Genomic DNA, 12,050 nt, shown 5'->3' with positions numbered 1-12,050 from the left:
GGCAGAGGAAAAAAGCCGTACGTGCGAAGATGGATCTGTTACTCACCCAGACGATTCAGGGTGGCGGCGTGCACCTGTCCCGGATAACCCTCCGCCGATGGCTTGCGGCGTCCTGGGGATCCGGGGTTTCGCCCGGCGCCCCGGCGTCGGGCACGGTCCAGCCGAGGGGCCGCTGACCGCGTTGTGTCAGCACGCAGGTCACCACACCCGACTCCTTCACGCCTTGTTCACATTCGTTACTTCTGAGTCGCGCGCTTCCGCGTGGCCGCACGTGCCTTGGCAACAGCCGCATATGCAACGTCACTCGCGTGATGAGCCCGGGTCGAGATGGCATTGCCGAGCGGGCACCAGCCGAATACCAGCGCGATGACGGAGGCCGCAGCCGCACTCGCTCCGCTGCTCCTCGCCAGCCCGCGTGCGAACACGGTGTTAGTCCTGGCCGCGAGGCGCCATCGAGGCGCATTCGACACCGCCGAGTCGGCCGCTGACTGCACCCAGTCGGCAAGGATTTCCGCCAGGCAGGCAAGGGCGTACCCCACGCAGGCAATCAACCCGCCGCCGAGGAAGAAAAGCCAGAAGATCTGGACGGCAAGGGAAGGCGTCGGGCCGTCGCCCGCGAGGGGCTCGCCCTGGATGATCCGACACATGCCGTAAACAGCCACGTACGCGAGGAAGAGTGTGGCTAGAAATCGGACTCGGGGTGTTTCCTCCTCGATGTCGCTGTGTTCTGCGTCAGTCGGCCGCCGTGCGGCTCCCGGCCCTCCTGTCGGCTGCCCAACGCTGCGCCCGGAGCGGATGAAGACATTGCGCACCTGGTTGACCACATTACCGATCAGATCCCGGCCGACGAATGTGCCGGATCCTTCGTTGCGCTGCTCTGTAGTCGACGGCTCGCTCGGAGGCGTCGTACTCACTGGGCCGAACCGCCGTGATTGATCGTCAGGTCGCCTACATGGTCCCGGCCGACAAAGACGCCACTCCCAGTATTGTGCTGGTGGTAGGTGACGGCGTTCAGGTCGGCAGCAGCGGCCTCGACTTCGGGCCGCGCATCAGGGTGAGCAACGAGGTGGGCCGCGATAAGGGCGGCCAGAGCCTCAATTCTCTCGGCCTCGGTACGCCCCGAGGGGCTTTCGGCGGCGGCAACTGCGGCGTCCTGTTCCTGGGCGGTGCCACGACGAAACAGTGCGACGACCCGCGCACGGAGCGCCTGCGCGCCGCTGGTAACACCTGCTGCCACGAGGGTGCCAGCGGCGCCACTCGCCACCGTCATAATCTCGGCCTCGTATACGAACTCCTCCCCCGACCATGCAATGGTCCGCATACAGGAGGAGAACTTACCTTTGGCGCCTACTCTCCCGGAGCCGTTTGCCGCCGTCGCTGAGCGCGACGTCTGTCACAACGCGGCCTTCCACCCCGGGCGTTCCAGGGCAGGGGCTCAGCACGGTGGGGCCATGCAGCGGACGCGTACTGCTCTCTGCGCGCGTCTCCGGCGACGGGAACACTCCTGTGCGCCCCTCCTCGGTAAGCATCCTCGGGGCTCCCGTCCCACGCGTAATGGAACCGCTCCGGGTGACCGGCGTCCGGCCTACACCGAACTTCGGACCTACGCAGACGCCATCGAGGCCGAGCCTCAGCAACGTGCGCTGCTTCTCCAACGCGGCACCCTTCCACGCCTCCCGGATCAGCTCGGCGTCCATGAGGTACCCGATGTCCGCCGTGGGCTCCGGCACTCGGCGTACCGGCCACACGTACACGGCTGCCCCGAGCCGCCACGCACCCGCGTCGCCGCACCGGGAGTCCTTCGTCAGCGGGCGTCCGACTCGGGCTCCGGACGCGGGAGTTCGTCCAAGTCGAGAGTGAAGATGCGGCCGTCGGACAGGGGGATGGGGAGCTTGCCCGTGCCGTACTTGTGGGTGTGTGCGGCGATGTAACCGGTGGCGGTCGGCTGGGTGTGAAGGACGACTTCCTGGGCGTAGGGGTCCACAACCAGGTAGATCGGGATTCCATAGCGGCCGTACTTCGCGGTGCAGTCGTCGTAGTCCTTGCGCGCGGAAGAGGTCGAGACGACCTCGGAGATCAGCAGGATGTCCTCGAAGCTGTAGCGCTTGCCTTCCTTGCGTGCGTCCTCGCGCAGGATCGCGAGGTCGGGGGCGGAGTTCTCGTCGGCGGGGAAGTCGATGTAGACATCGGAGGTGACCTTCGCGTGACGGCCGAGGGCAAGAGCGGAGTCGATCTGCATCGACCTGATGGTGCTGGAGTGCTCTTCGCTCTGCGGGGTCATGATCACCTTTCCGTCGGCCCCGAACAGGACCGAGTACCCCTTGGGAAACTCGGTGTGCACGATCGCGTCGACGCTCATGGACGGCTCCTTCCCGTGTGTGGTCAGGATACGACGGACAGTGCCGCGTCACCGAGCCCATCGGCACGGTCGGCAGACCGGTCCGGACAGGTTGTGCGGCCCGCTCACCGCCGGTGCCGGAGATCCGCAGCGGGGCCTGTCGCACGACATAGGAATAGGTAGGCCAACGAGGAGTCGGCTGGGTGACCGCGGCGTCCGCTCTGGTCACGGCGGTACGGTCGGCGAAGCAGTTCCTGACGTACGTCTCGTCGGGGCCGTTCCAGTACGCGGTCGCCGAGGCGCTCGCCCTGCCCGACAGCTACTTCACAGCTTTCCGGGAGGACATGCTGGCCAAGCGTGACCTGCTGGCGGCGGGTCTGACGGAGGCGGGCTTCGAGGTGTTCCGGCCCGCGGGCACCTACTTCATCACCACCGACATCCGCCCCCTCGGCGAGAGCGACGGCTTCGCCTTCTGCCGCGCGCTGCCGGAGCGGGCCGGGGTGGTCGCCATCCCCAACGCGGTCTTCTACGACCACCGGGACGCGGGGGCGCCGTTCGTGCGGTTCGCGTTCTGCAAACGGACGGAGGTCCTCCAGGAGGCGGTGAGGCGGCTCAAGTCCCTGGCGGGCTGAACCCGCGGACCAGGCGGCCCGCGGGCTGAGCCCTCGGACCGGGCGGCCGTCCACAGGCTGTGGACAAAGGGGGGTGGCGCGGCCGGCGCCAACGGCGAGAGCCCGGCCCGGCACGGCCGTGACGGCCGGTGCCCGGGCCGGGCTCTCCCTTTCGCGGCTGGTGCGCCGCCTTACTCGTCGTCTTCCTCGGGCTTGTCCGCCTCGTTGATCTCCTGCTCCAGGCCGAGCTGCTCGACGAGCCACTTGTCGAACTCGATGGCGGCCCGCACCCAGCTGACCGTCGAGGAGACGAAGTGCTCCAGGCTCACGCCGGTGCCGATCAGCATCTGCGCCTCGCCGATCAGGCGGACGGTGCCGTCGTCGTGCGTGTGGCTGTAGACCTTGGGCCACAGGGTCCGGCGGTTCCAGTCGTCGATCGACTCCAGAAGCAGGGGCTTCTCGTCGATCTTGTGGGGCCGGTCGTAGAACGTCCGCACCGAGAAGACCTGCTGGTCGCCCTCGCCACGGAACATGAAGTACGTACGGAACTGCTCCCACGGCGCCGCGAGGTCACCCTCGTCGTCGACGACGTACTTCAGCTCCATCTGGTCCAGGAGCTGCTTCACGAGGTCCTGATCCGGAACGACGGGGCCGGCCGGCTGTTGCGGCTGCGGCTGCTGGCCCCCGAAGTTCGGAATCGAGGACGGGTCGATGGTCACCGTGATTTTCCCTTCGTACGGATTCAGTCATCCTCCCCCATGCGGGGTAGGGGGTGGCAACCCCCGACGGCCCTGTCAGCCCTGGGCTGACACGATCCGGTCACCCCCGGATGACGGTGCCATGACCGGCGCGCGGCATGATCGCGACATGCGGAGGAGAAGAGAACTGCGGTGGCTGCTGTGGGGCCTGTGGCTGGTGTGCCTGGGGGTCGCCATCTGGTTCGTCGTGGTCGTGATCATGCTGTGGGCGGACGCGACGCCGCTCGGCCAGCTGCAGAACTGACACCGGCCCGCCGCCCCGGCCGGGTACCCCGGATCACAGCGTCTTCCCGCTCGCCGGCCCCACGATCAGACCGTCCCCGAAGGCGTCCACCCGGACCGTGTCGCCGTCCTTGACCTCACCGGAGAGGATCTCCTTGGCCAGACGGTCGCCGATGGCGGTCTGGACGAGGCGGCGCAGGGGGCGGGCGCCGTAGGCCGGGTCGTTGCCCTCGTCGGCGAGCCAGGCCAGGGCCTCGTCGGTGATCTCCAGGGTGAGACGCCGCTCAGCCAGGCGCCCCGCGAGCCGGTCGATCTGGAGCCGCGCGATCCGGCCGAGCTCGTCCTTGCTGAGGGCCGAGAAGACGACCAGGTCGTCGAGCCGGTTGAGGAACTCCGGCTTGAAGGAGGTGCGGACCACCTCCAGCACCTGTTCCTTCTTCTCCGCCTCGCTCGTGACCGGGTCGACCAGGAACTGGCTGCCCAGGTTGGACGTCAGCACCAGGATGGCGTTGCGGAAGTCGACCGTACGGCCCTGCCCGTCCGTCAGCCGCCCGTCGTCCAGCACCTGGAGCAGGATGTCGAAGACCTCGGGGTGCGCCTTCTCCACCTCGTCGAGCAGGACGACGCTGTACGGCCTGCGCCGCACCGCCTCCGTGAGCTGGCCGCCCTCCTCGTAGCCGACGTACCCGGGGGGCGCGCCGACCAGCCGGGCCACGCTGTGCTTCTCGCCGTACTCCGACATGTCGATGCGGACCATCGCCCGCTCGTCGTCGAAGAGGAAGTCGGCGAGGGCCTTGGCGAGTTCGGTCTTGCCGACGCCGGTGGGGCCGAGGAAGAGGAAGGAGCCGGTGGGGCGGTCCGGGTCGGCGATGCCGGCGCGGGTGCGGCGTACGGCGTCGGCGACGGCCTGCACGGCCTCCGTCTGCCCGATGAGCCGGCGCCCCAGCTCCTCCTCCATGCGCAGGAGCTTCTGGGTCTCGCCCTCCAGGAGCCGGCCGGCCGGGATACCGGTCCAGGCGGCCACGGTGTCGGCGATGTCGTCGGAGCCGACCTCCTCCTTGACCATGGTGTCCTTGGCGGCCTCCTCCTCGGCCTGCGAGGCGGCCTCCAGGTCGCGCTCCAGGGTGGGGATCTCGCCGTAGAGCAGCTTGCTCGCGGTGTCGAAGTCGCCGTCGCGCTGGGCGCGTTCGGCCTGTCCGCGCACCTCGTCCAGCCGTTCCTTCAGCTCACCCACGCGGTTGAGGGACTCCTTCTCCTTCTCCCAGCGGGCGGTCAGGCCCCGCAGCTCCTCCTCCTTGTCGGCGAGGTCGCGGCGCAGCTTCTCCAGGCGCTCGCGGGAGGCCGGGTCGGTCTCCTTGCCGATGGCCAGCTCCTCCATCTTCAGCCGGTCGACCGACCGCTGGAGCTCGTCGATCTCGACGGGGGAGGAGTCGATCTCCATCCGGAGCCGGGAGGCGGCCTCGTCGACGAGGTCGATGGCCTTGTCGGGGAGGAAGCGGGAGGTGATGTACCGGTCGGAGAGGGTGGCCGCGGCGACCAGCGCGCTGTCGGCGATCTGCACCTTGTGGTGGGCCTCGTAGCGCCCCTTGAGCCCGCGGAGGATGGCGATGGTGTCCTCGACGGTCGGCTCGGCGACCAGGACCTGCTGGAAGCGCCGCTCCAGGGCGGGGTCCTTCTCGATCCGCTCGCGGTACTCGTCGAGGGTGGTGGCGCCGACCATGCGCAGCTCACCGCGCGCGAGCATCGGCTTGAGCATGTTCCCGGCGTCCATGGCGGAGTCGCCGCCGGCGCCTGCGCCCACGACGGTGTGCAGCTCGTCGATGAAGGTGATGATCTGCCCGTCGGAGTTCTTGATCTCCGCGAGCACGGTCTTCAGCCGCTCCTCGAACTCACCGCGGTACTTGGCCCCGGCGACCATGGCGCCGAGGTCGAGCGCGACGAGCCGCTTGTCCTTGAGGGACTCGGGCACGTCCCCCTTGACGATGCGTTGGGCGAGCCCTTCGACGACGGCGGTCTTGCCGACGCCGGGCTCACCGATGAGGACGGGGTTGTTCTTGGTGCGGCGGGAGAGCACCTGCACGACCCGCCGGATCTCCTGGTCCCGCCCGATGACAGGGTCGAGTCGCCCTTCCCTGGCGGCGGCCGTGAGGTCCGTCCCGAACTTCTCCAGCGCCTTGTACTGCCCCTCGGGGTCGGCGGTGGTCACCCGGCGCGCGCCACGCGCCTTCTGGAAGGCGTCCAGCAGCTTCTTCGGGGTGGCCCCCTGCTGGGCGAGCACCTCGCCGGCGCGTCCCCCCTTGGCGGCGATGCCGATGAGCAGGTGCTCGGTGGAGAGGTACTCGTCCCCGAGCTCCTTGGCCCGCGCCTGGGCGTCCGCGATCACGGCGAGCAGCTCACGGCCCGGCTGCGGGGGCGCGACGGTGGACCCGGTCACGCTGGGCAGCGCGGCGAGCGCCTTCTCCGCGCCGGACCGGACGGAGGCCTGGTCGGCGTCTACGGCCGCCAGCAGATCGATGACGTTCTCGTTGTCCTGCCCCTGGAGCAGAGCGAGGAGCAGATGGGCGGGGGTGAGGTCCGCATGGCCCTCGGTCAGGGCCCGGTTGCTGGCCGCGTTGATCGCGTCCCGGCTCCTGTTGGTCAGCTCGGCGTCCAATTGGCGTTCTCCTCCTGGCGTCAGCGTCTCCCAGTACTGACTGAGTCAGCGTACACAAAGTTGAGTCTATTCCGCTCAAGTCAGCTCCAGGGTAGTCGTGGGAGGCGTACGGCGGCTAGGTTCCGGGGCATGGCCGCACACCCCCAGGACCCGGGCGCGCCGGACGCGCCGTACCTCGCCTTCTGGCAGGAGAAGCACGTCTGCACCCTGACGACCCTGCGCCCGGACGGCACCCCGCATGTCGTACCCGTCGGAGTCACATACGACCCTCAGGCCCGGCTGGCTCGGGTGATCACGAGCAAGTCGAGCGCGAAGGTACGCCATGTACTGGCCGCCGGCCCCGACGGGGCCCGCGTCGCTGTCTGCCAGATGGAGGGCCGCCGCTGGGCGACCCTGGAGGGTCGCGCGACCGTCCGGACCGAGCCGGAACAGATCGCGGACGCGGAGCGGCGGTACGCGGACCGGTACGGGCGCACCCCGAGGCCGAACCCCGAGCGGGTGGTCATCGAGATCGCGCTGACTCGGGCGATGGGGCGGGGGTGACATGGAGGGGGCGACGCCGAGGGGAACGCGTGAGGGGAACGCGGCTGGATCCGGGGCAACCGCCCCCCGGACGGCCCCCGGACGGCCGAATACCGGGCAACCGGTTTTGGCCACGGCCGCAACCGGTGGATACGGGTAAATGTCCGCGGAAACTGCAGCGGCGTCACCGTGTTCAGGTCACGGTGACGCCGCTGCGGGGGGAAGCGCCTGAGCGATCTGTTACGACGGGGGAATCGCGTCAGGCACTGCGGGGGGTGGCTGAGACTGTCGTTGGGGCCGGGGCCTCCGGTTCCACCAGGCGGTGGTCGCGCTGATCGAGGTTGACGAAGATCATTCCGTACCGGATGGCACACCGAACGGGCTGCGGCGCCCCCCGAGGCCGCCGCAGACACCGGTACGCCCGGACGTCCTCGTCGTCGTCCCGCGTGACGACGACCGGCTCGCCGAAGACGGTCACCATCAATGAGTCACCGGGGTGGGGGATCGCGGTGACCAGGTCGATGAAGTGCCAGCCGGAGCGGTAGGCGGTGGCCATTTCTCTACGGAAGGAGCGGTCGTCGGGTGGGGTGGTCACGTCAGCTCCCAGCTCCCTTTACCGCGGACGCGCTGGACTCGGCCGCGGCCGGCCACACGCTGTCCGCAAGGACATGAGTCTTGGCGCTTACCGGCCAGACACTGTCCCCCGCCCGACTATCACCCTTCGCACCGAGGAGGCCACTCAGAGTCCCGACGGCCACGACGGTGGAGAAGATGGCGACAAGCGCCGAGCGAAGCATTCTGTTACGCATAGTCGGCTTCGTCCTCACTTGAAGGTCCCCTCTTCCCCCGTCCAGTAAGACGATGGCTCATTCAGGCACGTCATGGCCACACAATCGATGCATCATGTTCCTGCATGTTCAGGACCCTGGGGGGTGGAGATTTAGGAATGAATCGGACGAATGTGACACATCCCCATGCGGTGACCGAGCTGTGTGAGGAAGGTGGCCGACTTTATGCGACCGCCCTCCGAGCGGGACGCATCTCCCGGGCAGACGCAGAACCGGCCCCCTGCTTGGAGGAGCTCTCCCTCCTTCACCCCGATTCTGACGACCCGAACTGGCTGCGCCCCGTGCCTCCGTCGGTTGCCCTCGCCCAGCGACTCAGTCCCATAGAGCACGAGATCACCGAGCGCAGGCGGCTTTCGATCGAACTGTCCGATGCTTTCGCGCCGTTCATGGCACTCAGTTCTCAGGCCACGACCAGTGACTCGATCACGGTGCTGGAAGGAAGCGAGCGGATCAACGCGGCGCTCAACCTGGCCACGGCCCAGTGTCAGACCGAAATGCTCACGGTCCAGCCCAGCGGCCACCGCCCCGAGCGCAGTCTGATCCAGGGACTGGAGCGTGACAGGCCCTTGATAGAACGCGGTGTGCGGATCAGGACCCTCTATCCACACACGGCCCGGTACAGCCCGGAGCGACTCGCCTACGTGGATCAGCTCTCCGATGGCAAGGTCGAGCACCGGACCATCGACGGAGTGGTCGAGCGACTCATCATCTGCGACGAGACCGTGGCCTTCATCCCCACTCGAGACGACCAGAAGGTCGCCCTGGAACTCCGCCACCGGGGACTCATCCGCTACCTGATCAAGGTCTTCGAGTTCATGTGGGACCGGGCAGTTCCGCTGAGCGCGGGCGCGCCCTATGAAACCGCACCCGACGGCATCACGGACATCCAGCACTCCATCGCCAAACTCCTGGTGGAAGGTCATGTCGACGAAGCCATCGCACGTCGACTGGGCATGAACGTACGCACGTGCCGAGCCCACATAGCCAAGCTGGCTCTGGTCCTTGGCAGCGGCAGCCGTGCCCAACTCGGCTACCTGATCGCGCAGTCGGGCATCCTGAACGGAGATCACCGACCGTCAGGAGAGGGCCCTGCGTGAGGGTTCCTTGTCGGTGCAAGAGGCCACCCCGTCACCTGCCTGCTGCACTCAGGCCTGCTCCCCGGAGACTGCTGCGAAACGTCGCCGAGGACATCGCCCACTCCCGACTCGCCGCACCCTCGGCAGCACAAGCCGCGCCCAACTCGGCTACCTCATCGGGCGGTCCGGGATCCTTGATCAGGCAGGCTGAGTGACGGCCGCTGCGTGACGTCCGCGGCCCGTGGCGGCCGGTCCAGGCCTGCCTGAGCTATGCGAACGCCCAGTTGCGTACGGCTCGCCGCGCCCAGCGTCTCCGAGAGCCGGGCGATGTGCGCACGGCACGTGCGGACGCTTATGCCGAGCCGCTCCGCGATCACCGCGTCCTGGTGTCCCTCCGCCAGGAGCGCGGCGATGGACTGCTCGCGGTGGGAGATGCCTTCGATGCCGGTGTCGGGGAGGGGAGCCGTGAGCGGGATCGCGAGGCGCCAGAAGCGCTCGAACACCGTCAGCAGGTAGTGGACGAGGGCCGGGTGGCGCAGTTCCAGCGCCATCGTGCGGTCCGCGTTCGCGGGGACGAAGGCGACCGTACGGTCGAAGACGATGAGCCGGTCGATCACCTCGTCCAGCGTGCGCGCCTCCACCGAATCACCCATCAGCTCCAGGTAGTTGAGCAGGCCCTGGCCGTGGCGCGCCACATGCGTGTACAGGTCGCGCATCCGCACACCGCGTCCGCGCAGTTCCAGGGCCCGGTGCAGGCCCTCGGTCAGCTCGTGCTCCGGGCGGATGCCGCCGGGCTGCACGGTCAGCACCTCCGTGACGCACGCCTGGGTCGCCTCGTCCAGCGCCGCCTGAATGCGGGCGGAGCCGTCCAGCACCCGGATCGCCGCGCCCTCCGCGCCGACGGCTGTCGACAGCGCGCCGAGCCCCGCGTACCACTCGAACGCCGCCACCGCCGACCCCATCCGCCGCTGGCTCGCGCTGACCTCGTCGTACACGCCGCGCAGCAGCCGTGTCATGACCTCCTGCGGGGAGGTCGGGACCAGCCAGTCCATGTCGTCGGGGTCGGGGTGCAACAGGGCCAGTTCCAGCAGACAGGGCACCGGCTCGGCGTCCCGGCGCGGCACCCGGCCCCGCCGTACGGCCCGGGAGTACACGCGGTCCCCGGCCTCGCACAGCCGGTCGGCGCCGTGGGGATGTTCCTGAGTCCCGTGCCCGGCCATCGCCCATCCACCCCCGGTTCCTGCCTCTTCGCCGGCTCGCTCACCTCCGGAGCGCGGTGCCGACATCCTGCGGGACACCTCTGCCGGGCGGGGCCCAGGAGCCTCTCCGGCGGTTCATGCCGGACAGGCCCCGGTCGACGGGCCCACCGTGCCGGACCCGTCGTCCTACGGTTCGTTCGCGCTTCCGCAGCGCAACTATGCGCGGACAGGCCGTGCTCCGCAACACGGCTCACCCGGGGACGGCGGCCGTTAACCACCGTTGCGCCCCGCTATTTCCGGGCCTCCGCCAACTGACTTGCAGCAAGCTGATGGTGCCGGGGCGGGGGCGGGCTACGGCATCGGATCGGCGGTCGAGCGGGCGGGACACGGCGCGTCGCGGGGCAAGGTCACACTCGCGAACGCCGCCGGACAGGAACCTGGTTCGGCGGTGACACGAGGGGACGCACTCGCAAAGCGCGGGACCACGACGACACCCCCCGCGCCGAGCCGGCCGGGGGGTGGTCGATGAGCGCCGGAAGGCCCGGCGGGTGCGCTACTTGCTGAGGCCGATCTCCGAGCAGGCCACCTTGTACTTGGTCGTGCAGATCTCCGACAGCTTGTAGATCCCGTCGGCGACGACGGTCTGCTTGATGTTCTTCTGGGTCAGCGCGACCACGGGGACCAGCAGGGCCGGGACGCCCTTGTCGGTCGGGCTGTCGACCTGGTCCTGGGTGAGGGAGTCGAACTGGATGTCGTGGCCCTGGACCTTGGCCACGGCCATCTCGGCGGCGCTCTCGGCCTCCTGCGGGTACGACTTGTACACGCTCATGTACTGGTCGCCGGCCACGATCCGCTGGACCGCGTCGAGTTCGGCGTCCTGTCCGGTGATCGGCGGCAGCTGGGTGACGCCCGCGGCCTCCAGGGCCTTGATGATGCCGCCGGCCATGCCGTCGTTGGCGGAGTAGACGCCCTTGATGTTGTTGACGCCGACGTCCTTGATGGCCTGGGCCATGTTGGCCTCGGCGTTCTCCGGCTTCCAGTCCTTGGTGTCGTAGGACCTGGCGATGCCGACCGTGCCCTTGAGCTCGGAGAGCGCGCCCGCCTTGAACTGCTTGGCGTTCGGGTCGGTGGGCGAGCCGTTCATCATCACGATCTTGTCGGACGAGTCGACGCCGGAGCCGCCCATGGCCTCCAGCAGCGAGCGGCCCTGGACCTCGCCGACCAGTTCGTTGTCGAAGGAGACGTACGCGTCGATCGGGCCCTCGGCCAGGCGGTCGTAGGCGATGACCGGGATCCCGGCGTCCTTGGCCTTCTTGACGCCGGTGGCGATGGCGTGCGCGTCGACGGCGTCCAGCAGGATCACGTCGACCTGGTCGTTGATCATCTGCTGGAGCTGGCTCGCCTGCTTCGTGGCGTCCGCGTCGGCGTTCTTGTAGACGACCCGGCCCTGCTTGTCGGTGAGCTCCAGGACCTTGTTCCGGATGATGGGGAAGTCGAACTTGTCGTAGCGCGTGTTCGCCGTCTCCGGCAGCAGCAGCCCCACGGTGATGTCGTTGCCCTTGGTGGGACTCGCCTCGCTGCTGTTCCCGGTGACGCCCAGTGCCCCGCACGCGGCCAGCGAGAGGGTCATCGTCGACGCGGCGGCCACCGCGGTGGCGGTACGGCGCAGGGGGCGCAAGGGACGCATACAGGAGCTCACTTCTGGTGCCTTCGGGACACGGGCGCGTCAATGCGCCCAGATGTCTGAAAAGACAACGCGCCGACAGCCCCCAGCGTCAAGCGGAACTACTTAACGAGTGCGCAACACCACGCTCCGCTGCGAT

11 protein-coding genes and 1 pseudogene are annotated in these 12,050 nt (G+C 68.7%); 4 read left to right on the top strand and 8 right to left on the bottom strand.

Annotated elements, in window-relative coordinates; all coding sequences use genetic code 11:
* Nucleotides 1–236 precede the first annotated feature (236 nt).
* The 3 genes from AQJ67_RS47995 to AQJ67_RS37595 all read right to left on the bottom strand — a co-directional run bounded on the left by AQJ67_RS47995 (nt 237) and on the right by AQJ67_RS37595 (nt 2,359).
* A complete protein-coding gene (locus AQJ67_RS47995) occupies nt 237–914 on the bottom strand; it encodes a hypothetical protein (RefSeq protein ID WP_159058912.1) in 678 nt (225 codons plus the stop codon).
* Nucleotides 911–1,321, bottom strand: a complete 411-nt coding sequence (locus AQJ67_RS37605; protein WP_062723974.1) for a hypothetical protein — start codon at nt 1,319–1,321, stop codon at nt 911–913. Before AQJ67_RS37605 ends, AQJ67_RS47995 begins: the two co-directional genes overlap by 4 nt.
* A 483-nt stretch (nt 1,322–1,804) precedes the next feature.
* A complete protein-coding gene (locus AQJ67_RS37595; RefSeq protein WP_062723972.1) occupies nt 1,805–2,359 on the bottom strand; it encodes a Uma2 family endonuclease in 555 nt (184 codons plus the stop codon).
* 173 nt (nt 2,360–2,532) lie between these two features.
* On the opposite strand from AQJ67_RS37595, the pseudogene AQJ67_RS37590 reads away from it, so the two are divergent.
* Nucleotides 2,533–2,970, top strand: a pseudogene (locus AQJ67_RS37590) (aminotransferase class I/II-fold pyridoxal phosphate-dependent enzyme); the annotation flags it as partial.
* A gap of 170 nt (nt 2,971–3,140) precedes the next feature.
* Here the strand turns inward: AQJ67_RS37590 and AQJ67_RS37585 are convergent.
* A complete protein-coding gene (locus AQJ67_RS37585; RefSeq protein ID WP_062723971.1) occupies nt 3,141–3,668 on the bottom strand; it encodes a YbjN domain-containing protein in 528 nt (175 codons plus the stop codon).
* A gap of 148 nt (nt 3,669–3,816) precedes the next feature.
* Between AQJ67_RS37585 and AQJ67_RS50290 the strand changes: the two genes are divergently transcribed.
* The gene (locus AQJ67_RS50290) at nt 3,817–3,951 is read left to right on the top strand and encodes a hypothetical protein (protein ID WP_279616919.1); all 135 of its coding nucleotides are present in this window, start codon (nt 3,817–3,819) and stop codon (nt 3,949–3,951) included.
* A gap of 33 nt (nt 3,952–3,984) precedes the next feature.
* Here AQJ67_RS50290 and clpB read toward each other — a convergent pair whose 3' ends face one another.
* Nucleotides 3,985–6,582, bottom strand: a complete 2,598-nt coding sequence (gene clpB, locus AQJ67_RS37580) for an ATP-dependent chaperone ClpB (RefSeq protein ID WP_062723970.1) — start codon at nt 6,580–6,582, stop codon at nt 3,985–3,987.
* Nucleotides 6,583–6,711: 129 nt separating this feature from the next.
* Here clpB and AQJ67_RS47990 point away from each other — a divergent pair, with 129 nt between their 5' ends.
* Nucleotides 6,712–7,125: a pyridoxamine 5'-phosphate oxidase family protein gene (locus AQJ67_RS47990; protein WP_062723969.1), complete on the top strand. Its 414-nt coding sequence runs from the start codon at nt 6,712–6,714 to the stop codon at nt 7,123–7,125.
* A gap of 238 nt (nt 7,126–7,363) precedes the next feature.
* On the opposite strand, the gene AQJ67_RS37570 is transcribed toward AQJ67_RS47990, so the two are convergent.
* A complete protein-coding gene (locus AQJ67_RS37570) occupies nt 7,364–7,699 on the bottom strand; it encodes a Rieske (2Fe-2S) protein (RefSeq protein ID WP_079056428.1) in 336 nt (111 codons plus the stop codon).
* 318 nt (nt 7,700–8,017) lie between these two features.
* On the opposite strand from AQJ67_RS37570, the gene AQJ67_RS37565 reads away from it, so the two are divergent.
* Nucleotides 8,018–9,049, top strand: a complete 1,032-nt coding sequence (locus AQJ67_RS37565; RefSeq protein ID WP_079056426.1) for a helix-turn-helix domain-containing protein — start codon at nt 8,018–8,020, stop codon at nt 9,047–9,049.
* Nucleotides 9,050–9,201: 152 nt separating this feature from the next.
* Here AQJ67_RS37565 and AQJ67_RS37560 read toward each other — a convergent pair whose 3' ends face one another.
* Nucleotides 9,202–10,248, bottom strand: coding sequence for a helix-turn-helix transcriptional regulator (locus tag AQJ67_RS37560; protein WP_062723966.1), 1,047 nt, complete (start codon nt 10,246–10,248; stop codon nt 9,202–9,204).
* A gap of 532 nt (nt 10,249–10,780) precedes the next feature.
* Nucleotides 10,781–11,914 (bottom strand): sugar ABC transporter substrate-binding protein, encoded by a 1,134-nt coding sequence (locus tag AQJ67_RS37555; protein ID WP_208615112.1) that lies wholly within the window; start codon nt 11,912–11,914, stop codon nt 10,781–10,783.
* Nucleotides 11,915–12,050 lie beyond the last annotated feature (136 nt).

This window comes from Streptomyces caeruleatus, from assembly GCF_001514235.1.
GTDB lineage: Bacteria > Actinomycetota > Actinomycetes > Streptomycetales > Streptomycetaceae > Streptomyces > Streptomyces caeruleatus.
The sequence above is the reverse complement of the archived record's forward strand: the minus strand, read 5'-3'. Positions and strand labels throughout refer to the sequence as shown.